Origin of the sequence: Rheinheimera texasensis DSM 17496, assembly GCF_000711985.1 — a bacterium.
Lineage (GTDB): Bacteria > Pseudomonadota > Gammaproteobacteria > Enterobacterales > Alteromonadaceae > Pararheinheimera > Pararheinheimera texasensis.
Genome location: NZ_KL544005.1, coordinates 133,098 through 152,751, shown reverse-complemented (window position 1 = coordinate 152,751; position 19,654 = coordinate 133,098). Strand labels below are relative to the sequence as shown.

Annotated in this window: 18 protein-coding genes and 4 tRNA genes; 5 read left to right on the top strand and 17 right to left on the bottom strand. The window is 51.9% G+C overall.

The annotated features are described in order from the left end of the window. Positions 1–20 precede the first annotated feature (20 nt). Positions 21–1,307, top strand: coding sequence for a DEAD/DEAH box helicase (locus Q399_RS0111330; RefSeq protein WP_031568526.1), 1,287 nt, complete (start codon positions 21–23; stop codon positions 1,305–1,307). Positions 1,308–1,331: 24 nt separating this feature from the next. On the opposite strand, the gene Q399_RS0111325 is transcribed toward Q399_RS0111330, so the two are convergent. Then, positions 1,332–1,853, bottom strand: coding sequence for a GNAT family N-acetyltransferase (locus Q399_RS0111325; RefSeq protein ID WP_031568525.1), 522 nt, complete (start codon positions 1,851–1,853; stop codon positions 1,332–1,334). 23 nt (positions 1,854–1,876) lie between these two features. Then, positions 1,877–2,155 carry a peptidylprolyl isomerase PpiC gene (gene ppiC, locus Q399_RS0111320; RefSeq protein ID WP_031568523.1) on the bottom strand — a complete coding sequence of 93 codons (279 nt, stop codon included), beginning with the start codon at positions 2,153–2,155 and terminating at the stop codon, positions 1,877–1,879. Between the two features lie 215 nt (positions 2,156–2,370). Here ppiC and Q399_RS0111315 point away from each other — a divergent pair, with 215 nt between their 5' ends. After that, the gene (locus Q399_RS0111315; RefSeq protein WP_031568522.1) at positions 2,371–4,182 is read left to right on the top strand and encodes a DUF885 domain-containing protein; all 1,812 of its coding nucleotides are present in this window, start codon (positions 2,371–2,373) and stop codon (positions 4,180–4,182) included. A 77-nt stretch (positions 4,183–4,259) separates the two neighbouring features. Here the strand turns inward: Q399_RS0111315 and Q399_RS0111310 are convergent, their stop codons facing one another. From Q399_RS0111310 to Q399_RS0111285, 5 genes are all read right to left on the bottom strand, one after another. Continuing rightward, positions 4,260–4,820 carry a hypothetical protein gene (locus Q399_RS0111310; protein ID WP_031568521.1) on the bottom strand — a complete coding sequence of 187 codons (561 nt, stop codon included), beginning with the start codon at positions 4,818–4,820 and terminating at the stop codon, positions 4,260–4,262. A 17-nt stretch (positions 4,821–4,837) separates the two neighbouring features. Then, a complete protein-coding gene (locus Q399_RS0111305) occupies positions 4,838–7,126 on the bottom strand; it encodes a S8 family serine peptidase (RefSeq protein WP_031568520.1) in 2,289 nt (762 codons plus the stop codon). A 192-nt stretch (positions 7,127–7,318) separates the two neighbouring features. Further along, complete coding sequence (aguA, locus tag Q399_RS0111300) at positions 7,319–8,440, bottom strand: agmatine deiminase (protein WP_245612878.1); 1,122 nt, start codon at positions 8,438–8,440, stop codon at positions 7,319–7,321. A 118-nt stretch (positions 8,441–8,558) separates the two neighbouring features. After that, positions 8,559–9,449, bottom strand: coding sequence for an N-carbamoylputrescine amidase (gene aguB, locus Q399_RS0111295; RefSeq protein WP_031568516.1), 891 nt, complete (start codon positions 9,447–9,449; stop codon positions 8,559–8,561). 251 nt (positions 9,450–9,700) lie between these two features. Beyond that, positions 9,701–10,339 (bottom strand): peroxiredoxin-like family protein, encoded by a 639-nt coding sequence (locus tag Q399_RS0111285; RefSeq protein WP_031568513.1) that lies wholly within the window; start codon positions 10,337–10,339, stop codon positions 9,701–9,703. Positions 10,340–10,530: 191 nt separating this feature from the next. On the opposite strand from Q399_RS0111285, the gene Q399_RS0111280 reads away from it, so the two are divergent. Further along, entirely contained in the window at positions 10,531–11,688 is a 1,158-nt protein-coding gene (locus tag Q399_RS0111280) for an FAD-dependent oxidoreductase (protein ID WP_211253304.1), read from the top strand. Positions 11,689–11,789: 101 nt separating this feature from the next. Next, a complete protein-coding gene (locus Q399_RS0111275) occupies positions 11,790–12,227 on the top strand; it encodes a hypothetical protein (RefSeq protein ID WP_051685922.1) in 438 nt (145 codons plus the stop codon). 56 nt (positions 12,228–12,283) lie between these two features. Here the strand turns inward: Q399_RS0111275 and Q399_RS0111270 are convergent. The 4 genes from Q399_RS0111270 to Q399_RS0111255 form a co-directional block, all read right to left on the bottom strand. Continuing rightward, positions 12,284–12,358: transfer RNA gene (locus Q399_RS0111270), tRNA-Gln, on the bottom strand. Between the two features lie 58 nt (positions 12,359–12,416). Further along, positions 12,417–12,491: transfer RNA gene (locus Q399_RS0111265), tRNA-Gln, on the bottom strand. 28 nt (positions 12,492–12,519) lie between these two features. Beyond that, a tRNA-Leu gene (locus Q399_RS0111260) sits at positions 12,520–12,604 on the bottom strand. Between the two features lie 27 nt (positions 12,605–12,631). Then, a tRNA-Met gene (locus Q399_RS0111255) sits at positions 12,632–12,708 on the bottom strand. Between the two features lie 246 nt (positions 12,709–12,954). Here Q399_RS0111255 and Q399_RS0111245 point away from each other — a divergent pair. After that, the gene (locus Q399_RS0111245) at positions 12,955–14,499 is read left to right on the top strand and encodes a POT-type proton-dependent oligopeptide transporter (protein ID WP_031568506.1); all 1,545 of its coding nucleotides are present in this window, start codon (positions 12,955–12,957) and stop codon (positions 14,497–14,499) included. A 59-nt stretch (positions 14,500–14,558) separates the two neighbouring features. Here the strand turns inward: Q399_RS0111245 and ychF are convergent, their stop codons facing one another. The 6 genes from ychF to lolB all read right to left on the bottom strand — a co-directional run bounded on the left by ychF (position 14,559) and on the right by lolB (position 19,630). Further along, positions 14,559–15,650 carry a redox-regulated ATPase YchF gene (ychF, locus tag Q399_RS0111240; RefSeq protein ID WP_031568504.1) on the bottom strand — a complete coding sequence of 364 codons (1,092 nt, stop codon included), beginning with the start codon at positions 15,648–15,650 and terminating at the stop codon, positions 14,559–14,561. A 58-nt stretch (positions 15,651–15,708) separates the two neighbouring features. After that, entirely contained in the window at positions 15,709–16,302 is a 594-nt protein-coding gene (gene pth, locus Q399_RS0111235) for an aminoacyl-tRNA hydrolase (protein WP_031568502.1), read from the bottom strand. Continuing rightward, positions 16,302–16,901, bottom strand: a complete 600-nt coding sequence (locus tag Q399_RS0111230) for a 50S ribosomal protein L25/general stress protein Ctc (RefSeq protein ID WP_031568500.1) — start codon at positions 16,899–16,901, stop codon at positions 16,302–16,304. Before Q399_RS0111230 ends, pth begins: the two co-directional genes overlap by 1 nt. Before the next feature lie 181 nt (positions 16,902–17,082). Next, positions 17,083–18,018 carry a ribose-phosphate diphosphokinase gene (locus tag Q399_RS0111225; protein WP_106388982.1) on the bottom strand — a complete coding sequence of 312 codons (936 nt, stop codon included), beginning with the start codon at positions 18,016–18,018 and terminating at the stop codon, positions 17,083–17,085. An 83-nt stretch (positions 18,019–18,101) separates the two neighbouring features. Then, positions 18,102–18,950 (bottom strand): 4-(cytidine 5'-diphospho)-2-C-methyl-D-erythritol kinase, encoded by an 849-nt coding sequence (gene ispE / locus Q399_RS0111220; RefSeq protein ID WP_084164278.1) that lies wholly within the window; start codon positions 18,948–18,950, stop codon positions 18,102–18,104. Then, entirely contained in the window at positions 18,947–19,630 is a 684-nt protein-coding gene (gene lolB / locus Q399_RS0111215; RefSeq protein ID WP_051685921.1) for a lipoprotein insertase outer membrane protein LolB, read from the bottom strand. Before lolB ends, ispE begins: the two co-directional genes overlap by 4 nt. Positions 19,631–19,654 lie beyond the last annotated feature (24 nt).

Below are 19,654 nucleotides of genomic sequence, written 5' to 3'. Positions count from 1 at the left end.
GGTTATTTTATTGAGGTGTTATGCAATTTACCGATTTGGCCCTTGCGCCGCCTATTCTAACGGCCATCGCCGAACAAGGCTATCAGACGCCAACGCCTATCCAGCAACAAACAATTCCACTGATTTTACAGGGCAAAGACGTATTAGGCGGCGCGCAGACCGGCACCGGCAAAACCGCTGCATTCACCTTACCGATTTTACAAAAGCTCAGCAGCGAGCCCACACCATTAGTGGCGAAACAGGTACGTTGCCTGATTTTAACGCCAACGCGCGAACTGGCGCAGCAAGTGGCGGACAATGTTGCCGCTTATGCCCGGCATCTTCCGCTGAAAACTGCGGTGTTTTATGGTGGGGTGTCGGTGAATCCGCAACTGGAACAAGCTGCCGGCGGCCTCGATATTCTGATTGCGACACCAGGGCGTTTGCTGGACCATTTGCATCAGCAAAGTATCAGCCTGTATCAGCTTGAAGTATTGGTACTGGATGAAGCCGATCGGATGTTAGATATGGGCTTTATCCATGACATTCGCCGTATCATGGCGAAGTTACCGCCAAAGCGGCAGACGTTGTTTTTCTCTGCAACTTTTTCGCCGGAAATAAAAACGCTGGCTGATTCTCTATTAGATAACCCTGTGTTGGTGGAAGTGGCCAAAGCCAACTCCACCGCTGCGGGGGTTGAGCAGCTGGCATACCGGGTCGATTCACAGCGTAAACGTGAATTGATCTCCGAAGTCATTGGCAAAAAGAACTGGCAGCAGGTGCTGATTTTCAGCCGTACTAAGTTTGGAGCCGACCGTTTAAGCAAGCAGCTGCAACTCGATGGCATCGACGCTCAGGCCATTCATGGCGATAAAAGCCAGGGCCACCGCACTAAGGTGCTGCAGGATTTTAAAGAAGGCAAAGTGCGGGTGCTGGTGGCAACCGACATCGCGGCACGGGGGCTGGATATCGAAGAGCTGCCGATCGTGGTCAACTACGACCTGCCACATCAGGCCGAAGATTATGTGCACCGCATCGGTCGCACCGGCCGCGCTGGTAATGTCGGTCTTGCCGTCACCCTGGTGACGCCGGACGATTTGCCGATGCTCAAAGAGATTGAACTGCTGACCAAGCAGGTGATCACGCAACAGGTATTTCCGGGCTACGAACACGACCCGCGCTTTAACCATTCCAGCAAAGGCACCCATAAAGCTGCAGATGAGCAGGATGAGGTGAAACCGAAGAAGAAGTTTTCCAACAATCGCAAGTTGTCACAGGAAAAAGCGCGACTGCGTGCTGAACTGACCGGAAAAAAACGCCCGCGTTAAGCGGGCGTTTTGCGATGAAAAACCTTAATCATCCTGCGGTTGCTGCGGCGTTGGCAGTGTCAGCTGATAAAAGGCTAAATCCAGCCAACGGCCGAATTTAAATCCGGCTTGTGTAATCGTACCGCTGTGGACAAAACCAAGCTTCTGATGCAGCGCGATACTGCCGCTGTTGCTGGCATCAATACCACCGATTAATAAGTGATAATCCTGTGACTTCGCCGCTTCAATCAGCAACTGCAGCATCTGCCGGCCAAGGCCTTTGCCCTGATGGTCCGGATGCACATACACCGAATGTTCTACCGAATACTTAAAGGCTGGAAAAGCACGGAAAGTACCGTAACTGCCAAAGGCCAATAAAGTACCATCGTCGGCTTTGAGGCCAATCACCGGGAAATTACCGGCTGTTTTATTGGCGAACCACTGCTGCATCGTCGCCATGGTGCGGGGCTTGTATTCATATAGCGCAGTTGTGTGCAAAATGGCGTGGTTGAAAATCTCGAGGATTTGCGCCGCGTCTGACTCATACTGGCACTGAATAATTTGCATGCAGGGCTCGCTTGAAATGCGCCTCAGGCGCGATAGAGGGTTTTGATCAGGTGGAAACCAAACTGGGTTTTCACCGGGCCATGCACTTCGAGCACCGGCTTTTTAAACACCACTTCATCAAAGGCTTTGACCATCTGACCCGGTCTGAACTCACCAAGGTCACCACCCTTTTTACCAGAAGGACATAATGAGTGTTTTTTCGCAAGGTCCTGAAAATTGGCGCCTTTGGCCAGTTGTTTTTTCAGTTGTTCCGCTTCTTCCTGGGTCTTCACCAGAATATGACATGCACAGGCTTTGGCCATAATGAGTACTCCTACCACTTAAATTGAGCAGCTCTGCCATCCGGGGCGGACCTTTTGCATTGGGGGCGTAGTTTAATCGAAAACAGCGACAAAAAAAATATGCAGCGCGGACCAGTTTAATTGTGTTTTTTTTGCGCTGTCTTGGATAAGGTGGACGCTGTTGCTGACAACATTACTTAAGCATCTGTTTATAAATATAAAAAAGGGGAACTTCGATGTGGAAATGGTTTGGGCGTTTATTGTTGCTGGCGCTTTTGGTACTGGCGGCTTTTGTAGTTAATGCGATCTGGTTTAAGCCAGTCTCCAGTCGGGTATTTTATGAGCGGGTATTTCTCGAGTTTGGTCTACAAAGCCCGGAGCTGCTCAGTCAGCTGCGGTTGCTGGAAGGCCTTGGTATTCGTGGCCACAATGCCGAGCTGGATGACCGTTCTCAGGCCAGCGGTGACAAGCAGTTCGCGAAATTGAAAGCAGATTTGGCAACCTTACGCAGTTACGATCGCGACAGCATGACCGACGCTGAAAAGCTCAATTACGACATGCTGGAATGGTTCATGGCGCATCAGGCCGAAGGGGAAAAGTGGCGCTATCACGATTATCCGGTCAATCAGTTATTTGGCGTGCAGAATATGTTGCCACGTTTTATGGTCAACACCCATCAACTGAAAGATAAAACTGATGCAGAACAATACATTAGTCGGTTAAATCAGTTTGACCGGGTATTTGGCCAGGTGGTGGAAGATTTAAATATCCGCGCCGCCCAAGGGGTGGTGCCACCGCGTTTTGTGCTGGAAAAAGTACTCAGTGAAGTCAAAGGGCTGACGGCTGGCGCAGTCGAACAGCAACTGCTGTATACCCACTTCACCACCGCCATTGGTAAAATTGAAGGTCTGACGGAAGCCGAACGTAGCGGCCTGACCACTCAGGTCAAAGCGGCGATAGAGCAATCGGTGTTACCGGGCTATCAGAAGCTGACGGGTTACCTGACCGATACTGTTGCGACCGCAACGACTGATGACGGCGTCTGGAAGTTACCGGACGGCGAGCAGTATTACGCTTATGCGTTGAAACAACATACCACCACAGATCTAACGCCGGAACAAATCCACCAGATGGGCCTGGATGAAGTTGCGCGTATTCAGCAGGAAATGCTGACGATTCTTCAGGCCCAAGGCATCAGCGGTGACAATGTCGCCCAGATGATGACAGCGTTAGGCGACGACCCGAGATTCCTCTATCCGGACAGTAATGAAGGCCGGCAGCAAATACTGGCAGATTACAAAACCATTATCGCTGATATCGAAACCAAACTGACGCCAGCTTTTAATATCAGACCGAAAGCGGCGATGGACGTGCAGCGCGTGCCGGAATTTGCTGAAAAAACCTCGGCCGGCGCTTATTACAATCCACCGGCGATGGACGGTTCCCGTCCGGGTGTGTTTTTCGCTAATTTGTATGACATCCGCGCCACACCCAAATTTGGTATGAAAACGCTGGCCGTACATGAAGGTATACCGGGCCATCATTTCCAGATTGCTATTCAGCAGGAGCTGAAGGGGTTGCCAACTTTCCGTAATATTTTGCCTTTTACTGTTTATGCAGAAGGCTGGGCGCTGTACACCGAACGGCTGATGGCGGAACTTGGTTTGTATAAGGATGACCCTTTTGGTGATTTAGGGCGGTTACAGGCCGAATTATTCCGTGCCATCCGGCTGGTTGTCGATACGGGCCTCCATCACAAACGCTGGACGCGCGAACAGGCGATTGCCTATATGTCTGGCAATGCCGGCATGGCTAAATCTGATGTGGAGTCTGAGATTGAGCGTTATATCGTGATGCCCGGACAGGCCTGTGCTTATAAAGTCGGTATGATGAAGTTATTGGAACTGCGCAGCAAGGCACAAAAAGAGCTTGGCGATAAGTTTAAGCTGACCGATTTCCATGATGTCGTACTGCAAAATGGTTCTATGCCATTGGCAATTCTGGAGCGGGTAGTGGACCAATATATCGCAGCGAAAAAAGCAGTATGATAGCGAGCTGATTTTATCGATATCAGCCCGTGATAAAAAAGGCGCCAGAAGGCGCCTTTTACTTTGGTGTTACACTGTTATTGCGCCGTGTGGCGTTTATCCAGCACATCCAGTTTAACCGTCTTGACACCAGCGACTTGTTGCAGCTGTTGTGTCAGCTGCAGTAAATCGGCGTTAGCACCGGCCTGCAACATCTGCAGCTGGCCTTTACGCAGACTTTTCAGTGGCTTTAAACCTAACTTGGCTGCAGCGGCATTCAGGGCAGCAACGTCTTGTGTCAGCACGCTGATACGGCCTGTCACAATCGCCAGCTCACCGCTGATCAGGTTACGCACTACAGTGTTTTCGGTCAGTACCGCAGGTTTTGCCTGTGCCGGGTTGGCATAGACCTTGTGCTCACCTAAAGTCGCCACAGTGTCAGCTGTTAACACTGTATCTGCCGTGGTCGCGCTAAAACCGGCGACTGTGATGTAGGTACCAAATGTCGCTTGTAACGGCAGCTCTTTGCCAGCGCCAGTGACTTGTTCGGTAGTGACCGCAGCGTTTTGCACTTGCAGCTCCGGAATTTCGCGGACTTGTTGTGCCTGGGCCAATGGCAGGCTCAGCGCCATCGCCAGTGTGATCATTGATTTATACATTATGCAGAGCTCCCGGCTTAGTGGCCAAATACACGGATAGCAACACCTTCAACAGTCGAAAGTGCTGTGTTGTTCAGATACCCTTTGGTTTTTAGCAAACCGCCGGTGGCTTTGATATCCGCGCCGTTGGCGTCCAGTACTTTGATTTTCCAGGTACCTTTGGCTTTTTCGCCATAAAATGCCTGCGAAAGCATCACAGAATCTTTCAGAATATAACCCTGATAGAAATCCACGCCGGCCGCCGGCATTAACAACGCTTGTTTAGAGCTCAGCAGCACGCTGCGGGTGCCCTGCGGCGACGTGACTTCAATCGCAAGGTCGGCACCGGCCGTAGTATGGAACTCTTTATACAGCGCACCTTTGGCATCGACACCCAGAGTCATTTCGCTGTTTGCCACCGTCAGGCGGAACTGCGCGCCTTCCAGCGTGATGTCATCAGCCACTTCGATACTGAACTCTGTACCCTTGGCTGAGTTGTCCGGCACTGTGCCAGCCAATTCTTCCGGCACCTCAGCATAAATGCCAAGACCAGTCCATTCCGCCAGTTTCAGTTCACCCAGATTGGCTTTATAACTCTTCGCCATCTCGACAGCTTTACCGGCGTTCACCCGGCCAAAACCGTACAGGTTGTTGTGTTCAAAGCCCGCTTTGTTTTTCACCCAGCCGGCATGTGCGACAAATTCACCATCTGGCAGCGTCAGTTTCACCGGGGCATTATTGGCATCCACTTTGGTTGAGGTGCTGGCCAGGATATGGCGCACATCACGGTAAGTCAGTGCCGGGTTGGCTGACAGGATCAGGCTGACGACACCGGCAGTGTTAGGCGCCGCTGAGCTGGTGCCGTTAAAGCTGTTGGTATAGTTACAGCTGCTGTTGTCGTCATGGCCTGGATTGTTAAACGGATAAACGGCCTCGAAATAACCCGGGCCAAAATACTCGTCGTACATTTCCGCGGACGCAAAGCTGGAGTAACCGCGCAGACAGGTCATCTGGTCGGTCGTCACCATAGCTGGCGCTGTGTCGCCATATTCACCTGCTGGCGCTACTACCAACAGGTTGGCACCGGCCGTTGAATAACTGGTGTGTTTGCCATCAGAGTTCACCGCGCCGATGCTGAAGTAATACGGCGATGACTGCGAGCTTTCCATGGCGGCGTTGTAGCAGGTCAGGCCCAAAGCCCGGGCACCGCTGGCGCTACAGAAATTGTTTTCCAGTGAGCTGCGGCCAGACAGGAAAGAGTTACCGCTGGACTTTGTATTGACCACACCTTTACCACTGCGCAGTTCAGTTGCGGTGAATTCCTGCAGTGCTTCTTCCATTTCGTCATAAGCAAGTGCGGTTGGATAAGTAATACCGTAGCTGCGGTTAAAGACTGCGACTGGTTCGCTTGCAGAGATACCGCTACCCGGAATACCGTGTGACAGGAAATAAGCCAGATCTGACTGGGCTTCCAGATAGTTCATGCCAATCAGTTTGGCATCCGGCGCCACACCGTGACCACCTTTGCCGTTCCAGCCGACTGCCGCAATCAAACCGGCCACGCTGGTACCGTGGTCGCCATCAATAGCGCTGCTGGTAGGATCGGTTGGGTTTAAAGCGCCTTCGACAAAGTTCAGTGAGCGGTTTGGTAAGATGTTGGCTTGCAAATCTTCATGGGCGATTTCAAGGCCGGAGTCGACCACAACCGCAATCGTATTTTGACCTGTCGCGCCCTGGCTATATGCCGCAGGGACGTTCATATCTTCACCTGGCACCAGGATTTTTTCCCAGTTCGCCATCCGTGTTTTTGCCAGTTTCACGGCATCTTCCGCTGACAGACCTTGTGCCTGGAAACTCTCGACCAGGTATTCATATAAGCCTTCACCTAAGGCATAGGCTTTTTGGCCGGTGTTGCGCAGGTGCCATTGCTGGCTCACCAGTGGGTCAGTGGCGGCAGCAGGGATCTCCAGCGCGGCACTTGCAGTGAGGAAACCGTCGCTGACCACATATTGCAGGCTGCTGGCCTGGCCTTGTTGCGGCGTATAAACAAAGTTCAGACCTTGCACTGTCAATGTGCCGCCTTTGAGGTTGTAAACACCGTTGACCGGACTGATTACTTTGCCCGCTTCGAGGATCTCGGTGATTTGCAGATTGTCACCGTCAATATCAGTAGCTTTAAAAGCGCCGGTTTGCGGTAACCAGCTCTTACCGGCAGCAATACTGACGTTGACCGCAGTCGGGGCGTTGTTTTTGTCACCACCACCACCGCAAGCGCTGAGCGCCAGCAGCACTGCAGCAGAGAGCGCAGATTTTTGAATAAAATGCATAACAAATCCTGGATTCTGATTTTTTTGGTTGACCCTGATTGGGCAACTGCTTCGGGCAGTTCCATCGGATGCTAGCATTTTGAGGCTAAAAGTCACTAAAAAGTTAAAATGTGTAATTTTATTGATTGTTTTTTGTGCAACCAATAAAAAGCCCCGCACTATGGCGGGGCTTCGAGGCAAAAAAATTGTTGGCTAGGCCGGTTGTTGCTGTGTGATGCAGTGGACGTTGCCACCACCGAGCAGAATTTCCCGGCCAGGCACAGTCACCACCTGATGTTGTGGAAATACCTTCGCCAAGATCTCTGCGGCAACGCTATCCATCGGGTCGTCAAAAGTAGGCAGGATTAAACCACCGTTACACAGATAGAAGTTGATGTATGAGCCAGCGAGGCGGGCTGCAGCTTCACGCGGCACCGCAGCACCAGTGAGGTCGACGGTGGCGTATTCTTCAGCTTTCGCCAGCAATGGGCCCGGCACCGGCAGTTTGTGCACGATAAAAGGCCGGCCTTTTGCATCTGTACTGGTTTCTAATACGGTCAGGGCGGCGCGTGAGCGGGCATATTGTGGGTCGGATTCGTCGTCAGTCCAAGCCAGCAGCACTTCGCCGGGGCGGATAAAACAGCACATATTGTCGACGTGACCATCGGTCTCGTCGTTAAAGATGCCTTCTTCCAGCCAAATCACTTTGTCAATGCCGAGGTAATCGCTGAGCCGTTGTTCAATCTGCGTTTTGCTCAGGTGCGGATTGCGGTTTGGATTGAGCAAACATTCGGCGGTAGTCAGCAAAGTTCCTTCGCCGTCGGTATGAATAGCGCCGCCTTCGAGCACAAAACCTTCAGTGCGATAACGTGGTAGCTCTTCGATATTCAGCACTTTTTGCGCAACCTGATCATCGCGCTGCCAGGGGAAGTACAGGCCACCGTTCAGGCCGCCCCAGGCATTAAAGGTCCAGTCGATACCACGCACTTCTTTGCCGTTGGTCACAAAAGTCGGCCCGGTATCCCGGCACCAGGCGTCATCACTGGAGACTTCCACCACCCGGATTGGGTGGACCGTTGGCTCCAGGCTCAGCTGGGCCTGAGCATTCGCAAACTGATTGGCCGATGCCATCACAGTGACAGGCTCAAAGCGGGCGATGGCGCGGATCACTGCGCTAAAGGCTTGTTGTGCGGGTTTTGCACCCATACGCCAATTGTCAGTACGCTCCGGCCAGACCATCCAGGTTTGTTTGTGACGGGCCCATTCGGCTGGCATATAAAAACCGTCGGCGCGGGGAGTGCTGGTTAAAGTGCGATCAGAGATATATCCGCTCACAGTAGCTGTATCCTTCTGAAATGCCGTCCTCAACATGCAGGCGGCTGGGTTCAAGACCCGGTGAAAGCGAAACAGGCCAGAAATTCTGGCCTGAAAAAGTTGTGAACCGCTGACCGGCTTATTGCGCCGAGTTCTTCGGCACTGTTTTGCCGTCTTTAGTCAGCAAAGTGTCAAACAAATCGATGCGGCGGTCGCGGTACACGCCCCAGCTGCGGCGGATGTGCGCCAGCTCGTCTAAATCAAAGCTATGCACCAATACGGCTTCGCTGACTTCGTCGGCTTCCTGCACTTTGGCACCAAACTGGTCAGCTATAAATGAGCTGCCATAGAAAGTGATAGAGAAATCCTGTTCGGATTCAGTGCCGATGCGGTTGGACGCAATCAGTGGCACCAGATTCGCAGCGGCATGGCCTTGTTGCGTGCGCTGCCAGTGATCGCGCGAAGAAATCGTCGGGTCATGCGGCTCGCTGCCAATAGCTGTAGGGTAGAACAGCAGCTCGGCGCCCATCAGAGCCATGGCACGGGCGCATTCAGGGAACCACTGATCCCAGCAAATACCGATACCAATTTTGGCATAGGCGGTATCCCAGACTTTGAAGCCGGAGTCGCCTGGGGTGAAATAGTACTTTTCGCTGTAACCCGGGCCGTCCGGGATATGGCTTTTGCGATAAGTGCCAAGGTAAGAGCCGTCGGCATCAATCACAGCAACACTGTTGTACAGGCAGTTGCCGGCGCGTTCATAGAAGCTGATCGGCAGCACCACGTTCAGCTCTTTGGCAATTTTGGTGAAATGCGCCACAGCCTGGTTATTTTCAAGTGGTGTAGCGAATTCGAGGTATTCAGGTTTTTGTTTCTGGCAGAAGTAGTTACGTTCAAACAGTTCCTGCAACAGGATAATTTGCGCGCCTTTTGCAGCGGCATCACGCACCAGTTTTTCACCGCGGGCAATATTTTCTTCCACATTCCAGCCACCGATCATCTGAGTGGCAGCAACAGTTACCTTACGCATGCAAAGCATCTCCTGGCAAAAGAACAAAAACGGACACATTACTTTAGCCACTTATCAGCGTCGCAGCAAAGACTGACGACGCGCAAAGGACTGGCACATAATGCAGTTTGGCCGCGCAAAATGCCGGATTTTCACCCGGCGGTCAATGAAATTCTGCTGATTTTTCTGCAGCTTGTAACTGGTGAATTATCCGCGAATTTCTATGCGCCATTCGCGGATAATCATCAGGTTTTTATGCGGTTTTGTCGGGGTTATTGATTGGCCAGTTCAGCCGCCAGCAACAACAAACGTGGTTGTAAGCGGGTTTTGAAGTTGATGTGCACATAGCTGAACTGAATTTCGCCATTTTTGCCGATGATAAACACCGCCGGGGCCGGTAATACGGCCTGGCCAGTCTCATCGTAAGTCAGCGTGATGCCATAAGTATTTTTGTAGGTTTTTTCGGTGGCGGCATCCATGTAATAGGCGATACCAAATCCTTGTAATGCCTGCAGATTGGCGTCCGACAACAGCTGGTAGTTTAAGGCGGCATCATTGGTCATTTGCTCTGACTTGGCACTGGCTGCCGGCATTTCAGGGCTGATGGCTAAAATACGGTAACCCAGCTTTTGCAGTTGTGGCGTGATGTCGCGAAGACCGGCCAGCTGCGTATTGCAATAAGGGCACCAGCCGCCGCGATAAAACACCAGAATGGTTTTTTGTTGGGTTAAAAGCGCGGATAAATCAACTGTAGCGCCTGTGCTGTCCTGCACTTGTATTCCGGCGGGGACAGACTGACCGTTTAACAAAGGTTTGATTTGCTCGGGCTTTAACGCGATTTCTGCGGCGCCGGCGAACAAAGTACATAGCAACAGCGGGATAGATAACAACATTTGTTGGATGCGGGTCATAACTTAGGCCTTCGGTTGATTGAAATAGCAATTGTGTGTGGATTGAAAAGACCTGTTCAGACTGAGTTTTTGTTCAGGTCACGAAAAAAATAGGCATTTTGTGATTTACCGCAGCTTTCACGCGCAGAAGCTGCGTAAAATATCGCTTCAGAATAAGGGGTTGATGGTCATCATGAATAAGGCAGGTCAGTGTGTTTGATATTGCAATTGTCGGTGGTGGAATGGTCGGCGCGGCTTTAGCTGTCGCAACAGCACAAGCCGGTATGAAAGTGGCGCTGCTGGAGCGGCAACAACCCGGCCTGATCACCGATGACAGCGCCTTTGATTTGCGGGTCAGTGCCATCAACCGGCGCAGTGAAGCCTGGCTGCAACAGCTAGGCGCCTGGCAGCAATTATTGGTCAACCGGCTGGCACCATACGCAACCTTACGGGCCTTTGAAGGCAATGATGCGCCGCTGGATTTTACCGCGGTAGAACTCGGCGAACCGCACCTTGGCCATATCATCGAAAATTTACATATTCAGCAGGCGTTATGGCAGCAACTGCCGGCGACAGTTGAGCAGTTTTGTCCGGTGCAACTGCTGGGGTATCAGCAGTTTCACGATTATGCCTGTCTGCAGACCGATCAGGGCGAAATCAAAGCCCGGCTGCTCATCGCCGCAGATGGTGCACAGTCACAGCTAAAACAGCTGGCGGGTATTGGCTCCCAAGGCTGGCTATATCAACAAGCCTGTTTGCTGGTGCACGTGAATACCGGCTATGACGCTTTACCGATGACCTGGCAGCAGTTTACATCACAAGGCCCGCGGGCTTATTTGCCATTGCCGGGTAAACAAGCGTCTCTAGTCTGGTATGACGATCATCTGCGCATTCAGCAGCTGGCAGCACTTTCGCCACATCAGCTCGAACAGCAGATCAAACAGCATTTCCCGGCTGAGTTGGGTGAGTTCAGCGTTATCAAACAAGGGTATTTTCCGCTGACCCGCAGTCACGCTAATCAATATGTCAAAGGCCGGCTGGTGCTGGCCGGTGATGCCGCCCATACCATCAATCCGCTGGCCGGGCAGGGTGTGAATCTTGGGTTTGCTGATGCGCAGTGTCTGGCTGCTTTATTGGTTAAACAATTTGCCGCTGGTGGCGATTTGGCGGCGCCGACATTATTGGCACAATATGAATCAGAACGTAGAAAAGCAAACTTGCTGATGATGTCGGCGATGGATGTGTTTTATCAGGTATTCAGCAGCAAGCTTAAACCTTTAGCACAGCTGCGTCGGCTCGGCTTACAGGTCGCCGCGAAAGCCGGACCGCTAAAAACTTATGTCGGGAAGTATGCGGCGGGTCTGGTCTGAGCCAACAGGTCTCTGTGGTTTTGGCTACAGGTAACTTCTGCCTTGCTCTGAATTCCTATGCTGTTCTATGCTGCGGTTTGTTTCATCACCGGGCACATTGAATGCAAAGTCTTGGATGGCGTGATTATGCCGCGCGTCGCACTGGTTTACCGGTCGGCAGCCGTGGCGAGTTACGGCAAAATCTCTATCGCGCTTTTACCGCCAGTAGCTTCGGTCGGTTCTGGCAGATCTGGAATCCTCTTTTTGGTTTTTATTTGCAGCTGTGGCTGTATCGCCCGCTGCAGCGAAAACTTCCGCAATCACTGGCGCTGTGGCTTACCTTTGTTGGCAATGGCGTGTTGCATGATGCAGTAACCATGCTGGTGCGTCAGGATTTTGCCTGGTTTTTCACCCCGTGGTTTGGCTTGATCGGGGCTTATGTCTTAGCAGAAAAACGGTTTGGGCTTCGTCTGAAAGCTGGCAGTCCAGCATTTGCGATCTGTTATCACAGCAGTTTGTTGGCAGGAACAGCTCTGCTTTCAACCTTAGTGCGCATCTGAATTATTTTCAGATAGCCAGAAAAAGAAAACCCAGCCGGAGCTGGGTTTTCATTTAATGGCAGGGGTACAGGGATTCGAACCCCAGAATGGCGGGATCAAAACCCGCTGCCTTACCGCTTGGCTATACCCCTGCAGAAATTTTGTGGCGCTACTTTTATGAACTGATGACCATACTGCCACTAAATTTAATGGCAGGGGTACAGGGATTCGAACCCCAGAATGGCGGGATCAAAACCCGCTGCCTTACCGCTTGGCTATACCCCTGCAGAAACTGCAGAATTCTTACTTGCTTTGGTGCGGAAAGAGAGACTCGAACTCTCACGCCTCGCGGCGCTGGAACCTAAATCCAGTGCGTCTACCAATTTCGCCATTTCCGCAATTTACGGCGAACAACGCAGAGAAAGTGGTGGCTACAGCGGGAATCGAACCTGCGACCCCAGCATTATGAGTGCTGTGCTCTAACCAGCTGAGCTATGTAGCCACTGCGTCTTAGTTGTCCTAAGCAAGTGGCGCGTATTATGCGCATCAGCCTTTTTTGCGTCAACCGTTTTTTTGCCACAAATCCATGCATTTGAATCGTTTGCTGAATTTCTGTTCGCCTTGCTGCAGTTCGCAGCATTTTCTGGCGAAATCATCGCCGCTCAGACAGATATGGTTTGGCGTCACGCGCTTTTAAGTTAGTATCAGCCCGACCTTTTATACGCACAAAATTGTATTTGGATGAGTTATGACAACACAAACTGCGCGCTGGCCGCGCCAACTGCCATATATCATTGCCAGTGAAGCCTGTGAGCGCTTCAGTTTTTATGGCATGCGCAATATTCTGACGCCATTTTTGATGACAGCGCTGCTGTTATCGGTACCGGAGCAGTTCCGTGCCGGCGAAGCCAAAGACATTTTCCACTCTTTTGTCATCGGTGTGTACTTTTTCCCACTGCTGGGCGGTTACCTCGCTGACAAATTCCTTGGTAAATACCGCACTATTTTGTATTTAAGTATCCTGTACTGTATTGGTCATGCTTTTTTAGCGGTGTTTGAAACCAATAAAGAAGGCTTTTACGCCGGTTTGTTCTTAATTGCCTTAGGCTCGGGTGGCATTAAACCTCTGGTGTCGGCTTTTATGGGCGACCAGTTTGACCAGTCGAATAAACATTTAGCGCGTAAAGCTTTTGACTGGTTTTATTTCACGATCAATTTTGGCTCCTTCTTCGCCTCGTTATTAATGCCGCTGGTGCTGAAACACTATGGTGCGGCCTGGGCTTTTGGTTTGCCTGGTGCGCTGATGGCGCTGGCAACGTTATTCTTTTGGCTTGGACGCGCGCGTTACGTGCATGTGGCGCCGGAGCCGGACAATCCACATAGCTTTTTACAAGTGGTGAAAACCGCCTTGCTGAGCAAGCAAGCTGGACAGGCAGATAAAGGCTTGTATTTGGCCTGTGCCGGTGTGGCTTTAGCGCTTTTTTCGCTGTCACAAACATCAAACCTTGGTTTTGTCGCCGCTTTTTGTTTGGCGCTCGTTTGCATCATGGGTTTCGGTGGTGCAGGTGCCGCGCTGCAACTCGACCGCGCCCGGGCTGCGCATCCGGCTGCTGCCGTGGATGGGGTGCGGGTGGTATTACGCGTCTTAGTGTTGTTTGCTTTAGTCACGCCATTCTGGTCTTTGTTCGACCAAAAAGCTTCAACCTGGGTATTGCAGGCCAATCAGATGAGCCGGCCTGAGTGGTTTGAACCGGCTATGATGCAGGCGTTAAATCCGCTGTTGGTGATGATCCTCATCCCGTTTAATAACTTTGTGCTGTATCCGCTACTGGAAAAGTCTGGATTAAAAATTACCGCATTGCGCCGGATGGGGGCGGGCATCGCTTTTTCTGGTTTTGCCTGGATAGTGGCTGGTAGCCTTCAGGTTTGGCTCGATAACGGTCATATCGTCAGTATCCTATGGCAGATGTTGCCGTATGCTTTGCTGACCTTTGGCGAGGTCATGGTGTCTGCGACCGGGCTGGAATTTGCCTACAGTCAGGCGCCGGCTGCGATGAAAGGTATTATTACCAGCTTCTGGCAGCTGTCGGTGACTATTGGTAATTTATGGGTCTTGCTGGCCAATAACAGTATCCGCAGTGAAACCGTGTTATCGCATGTCGATAGCACTGGGCTCAGTCAAACCGCGTTTTTAATGTATTTCTTTGCGGCCTTTGCGTTGATAGCTGCGGCAGTGTTTGCTTTGTACGCCAGACGTTATCAATTGGTGGATAATTACCGCGCTGCCGGTTAAATCGCGCCTTGAGCCAATAAAAAAGCCCGCAGTGCGGGCTTTTTTGTACAGAAAATTAATCAGACGTTAAACAGGAAGTGCATCACGTCACCGTCTTTACAGACGTAAGTTTTACCTTCTACCCGAAGTTTACCGGCTTCTTTGGCACCGGCTTCGCCGTTACAGGCGATAAAGTCGTCAAAAGAGACCACCTGAGCGCGGATAAAACCTTTTTCGAAGTCGGTGTGGATGACGCCAGCGGCTTGTGGTGCTGTGGCGCCGACTGGAATAGTCCAGGCCCGCACTTCTTTCACACCTGCAGTGAAATAGGTGTGCAGATTCAGCAGCGAATAACCACCGCGGATCACCCGGTTTAAACCTGGCTCGCTTAAGCCCATCGACTCTAAGAACTCGGCTTTTTCGTCATCTTCCAGTTCAGAAATTTCGGACTCAATCGCAGCGCACACCGGCACCACAATGGCGCCTTCTTTGGCGGCGATTTCGCGCACCACATCTAAATGTGGGTTGTTTTCAAAACCATCTTCCAGCACGTTGGCGATATACATGGTTGGTTTAATGGTGAGGAAGTTCATGTACGAAATCAGTGCTTTTTCTTCTGGTGACAGCTCCAGTTGGCGTAGCGTCAGGCCTGATTCTAAGTGCGCTTTGACTTTTTCCAGCACGTCGATTTCGGCTTTGGCGTCTTTGTCGCCGGCTTTGGCTTTTTTGCTGACGCGGAAAATGGCTTTTTCTGCGCTGTCCATATCGGCCAGCACTAATTCCATATTGATGGTGTCGATGTCGTCAGCAGGGTCCACTTTGTTGGCGACGTGAATGACGTTTTCGTCTTCAAAACAACGCACCACGTGGCCAATGGCATCAGTTTCGCGGATGTTGGCCAGGAATTTATTACCCAGGCCTTCACCTTTTGATGCGCCTTTGACTAAACCTGCGATGTCGACGAATTCCATCGTCGTTGGCAGGATTCGCTGTGGTTTGACGATCTCTGCCAACTGGGTCAGACGTGGGTCCGGCACCGGCACCACGCCGGTATTCGGTTCAATAGTACAAAACGGGAAGTTCGCCGCTTCGATACCCGCTTTGGTTAAAGCGTTAAACAGTGTAGATTTACCGACGTTGGGTAAACCAACGATGCCACATTTAAAACCCATGGAAGTATCCTCAGTGCTGAGCCGGCGCCGAGATAGCGCAGCCGCTGTTACCAGACCCTCAGGTCGTGGCGATAAAACTGTGTAATCGGTGCTGGGCTTTGACAAGGCCGTCTTTTTGCCACAGCTCAAGGCAGCGCAACGATTCGTCGAGCGCGTCCTCTATTAATTTTTGCTCTGCTTGCGGGGCTTTGCCCAACACGTATCCGGTGACGAGGTCTTTATGACCCGGATGGCCGATCCCTAAGCGCAGGCGGTAAAAGTTGGCATTATTGCCCAATTTGCTGGTGATGTCTTTTAAGCCGTTGTGACCGGCGTGACCGCCACCGAGTTTAAATTTGGCTACACCCGGCGCTAGCGCCATTTCATCGTGCGCAACCAGAATTTGTTCCGGTGCGACTTTAAAAAACTGCGCCATCGCGGCAACAGATTTTCCACTTAAATTCATATAAGTGGTGGGTATTAATAATTTGATTTCCTGACCGGCCAACAGAAATTTCCCTGTCAGACCAAAATATTTCGGGTCAGCTTTTAACGGTACGTTATAGCGGCGGGCCAGTTGTTCAACAAACCATTGGCCGGCATTGTGGCGGGTTTTTTCATATTCGGGGCCTGGATTACCCAGGCCCACGATAAGCTGAACAAAGTCAGACATTACTCAGCAGTTTCTTCCGCTTTACCAGCTGGTTTGTTTACAGAAACAACCGCCTGGTCATGGCCAGCGCCTTTAGCCAGTTCAGCGATAGTCACGCCGGCTGGAACTTTCAGGTCTGACAGGTGCAGAGTTTGACCAACAGCTACGTCAGCCAGGTCAACTTCGATGAATTCTGGCAGGTTAGCTGGCAGAACTGTGATAGCAACTTCGTTGATGTGGTGAGCAACGATACCGCCTTTTTTACCAGCAGCAGCTTCGTTGATGAAGTGCAGAGGTACAACAGTGTGCAGTTCGTGGCCAGCTTCAACGCGTTGGAAGTCAACGTGAGTTACTTTTGGCTTGAACGGGTGGCGTTGCATCGCTTTAACGATTGCTTTTACTTCTTCACCGCCGACATTGATAGTCAGGATGTGAGTGTAGAAACCTTCGTGGGCTTGCGCCTGGATCAGTTTGTTGTGTTCCAGCGTGATTGACAGAGGCGCTTGGTGGCCACCGTAGATGATTGCTGGAACTTTATCCGCGTGACGCAGGCGGCGGCTCGCACCTTTCCCCAGGTCGTTACGGATTTCGGCATTTAACGTGTAAATGGCTTCAGACATTTGGATCTCCAAAAATTAAGAATGCTGGTTTCCGCGACCAGAAAACCAGCTCAGATTTTTTTCACGGCAACAACACACAGAGTGAGCTGGCGGAAAAAAGCGCGACATGATAGCACCGGCGCTATGCTCAGGCAAACAAAAAAGCCGCTCAGGGAGCGGCTTTTGTCAATGTTGTTACGTCTTAGTCAAACATCGAAGAAATCGATTCTTCATTGCTGATACGACGAATACATTCTGCCATCATTTCACTCAGCGTCAGCTGTTTCACTTTGCTCACAGCCTGCATCGCTGGCGAGAGTGGGATAGTGTCGGTGATGATGAGTTCGTCAATCACTGAATTGGCGATGTTTTCTGCAGCGTTGCCAGAGAATACCGGGTGTGTGGCATAAGCGAATACACGGCGGGCACCTTGTTCTTTTAATGCTTCTGCGGCTTTACACAGCGTACCACCGGTGTCGATCATATCGTCGACGATGATACAGTCGCGGTCTTTCACGTCACCGATGATGTGCATCACTTGCGCGACATTGGCTTTTGGCCGGCGTTTGTCGATGATGGCTAAATCGGCATCGTTCAGCAGCTTGGCAATAGCACGGGCTCGTACCACACCACCAATATCCGGAGAAACCACGACCGGCGCCTGGAATTCACGCTTACGCATGTCGTCGAGCAGCACTGGTGAGGCGAACACGTTGTCGACCGGGACGTCAAAGAAGCCCTGGATCTGTTCGGCATGCAGGTCAACCGTTAATACACGGTCAACACCAACGCTGGACAAGAAGTCTGCGACAACTTTTGCTGTGATAGGCACACGTGCCGAGCGGACACGGCGGTCCTGGCGGGCATAACCAAAATACGGGATCACCGCAGTGATACGACCGGCAGAAGCGCGGCGCAGCGCATCAACCATCACGATCAGTTCAATCAGGTTATCGTTGGTTGGGGCGCAGGTAGACTGGATAATAAAAACGTCCGATCCACGGACGTTTTCATTAATCTGAACGCTGACTTCTCCATCGCTGAAACGGCCAACTTCGGCATCGCCGAGCTTGATGTACAGGCGGCTGGCGATTTTTCTGGCGAGTTCTGGTACGGCGTTACCAGCGAATATCTTCATGTCGGGCACGGTAGGATCCTCAGGGATTGCTCCGGTTAAAATCTGAGATCAGCGCGCTCGGCGATTAAGGCGCTGATCCCTCGTCATACGGCATGTCGTAACGCAGTCAGCAGCGGCGACTGGTTGAGCCCCCGGGCGACAAATCCGCGGCAATTTGCCGGTAAGTCAGCCAGGGCGCGACGAGCACTGAGTTCATCGGCGAATTCAGCGAAGACACTGGCACCAGTACCCGTCATTCGAGACGGCGCATATTCTACCAACCACTGTAAGGTTATTGCAACCTGCGGACAGAGACGTTCAACCAGTGGCTGACAGTCATTTCGCCACGGACTGGTCATTAAATCTGCCAGTGTCAGCGGCTTACTGTCGCGGGTTAAATCCGGATGGGTGAACACCGCCGCAGTCGACACATGCGCATCCGGTGTGGCCACCAGATACCAGCAATCAGGCAGTTCCACCGGTTGTAACCGCTCGCCAACGCCTTCAGCAAAAGCTGTCTGACCAAACACAAATACCGGCACGTCGGCCCCGAGTTTTAAACCGATATCGGCAAGTTGTTGGGTGGATAACTCCAACTGCCACAGCAGATTTAGAGCATGCAACGTGGTGGCCGCATCCGAAGAACCGCCGCCAAGGCCACCACCCATCGGTGTGCGTTTATCCAGATGGATACAAACACCAGAACCTTCAGCCGCTAACGGTTGCAGCATCTTCGCTGCGCGCACCACCAGATTATCATCGCCGCCGATACTGGCATCGGAACAGCTGAAGCGGATTTCACCGCTGTTGTCTGCCTGAAAACTCAGCTCATCCCCGACATCCAGCATACGAAACAGCGTTTGTAAATTGTGGTAGCCGTCAGCGCGTCGCCCGGTGATATGCAAAAACAAATTCAGTTTGGCCGGGGCGGGCAAGGTTAATAGGCTGATCATGGCTGCCACTCCCGGATCACCAGTTTTAAGCGGGTTTCACCGGATTGCAGCTGCATTTTGCGCGGTAGTGATTTGGCGTCGGGGAAAAAGTCCGTGTAGCTGACCTGCCATTGCCGGGCGCGGCTGTCGGTCAGGGTGAAACTGGTCAGGCGGCCCATGCCGTCGCGCTGTAAGTTTTCACTGCTGGGGCCCGGCAAGCCTTTGAGCCACAGCTGCATCTCTTCAATCGGCAAAGACCAGCCGGATAAATAATCCAGCAAAGCGCCGGCAGACATCGCCTGATGCGTCTGGCCATCGACTTTCACCGTCGCGCCACCTTCATGTGTGCTGAGTTCAAATACCGTCAGGCCGAGGAAATTGGTCATAGACGCCTGATAATAAGGGCCTTGCTGCTGCCAGTTCAGTGTGCCGCTGACATTTTCGCCCGGCGCTTTGACGCCAAGCGCTGCGACCACGCTATATTCAGTCATTGCATCCAGCGCCTGCTCACGTTCGGCGGCAGGCAGCGGGCGTGAAACTTGGGTGACTGGTTGGCTGGCACAGCCGGTTAACAGCAGGCCCAGCAAACAGCTGGCCCAGAGATTTTGCTTTAAAAACACAGTTTTTCCTGTCTGAAACGGGCGGATGACAGACGCTGGCCATTGCAGCAGGCTTTTCAGCGTCAGTGGATTTTCGTACAATCGCGCCTTTCTTCGTGACTTTGG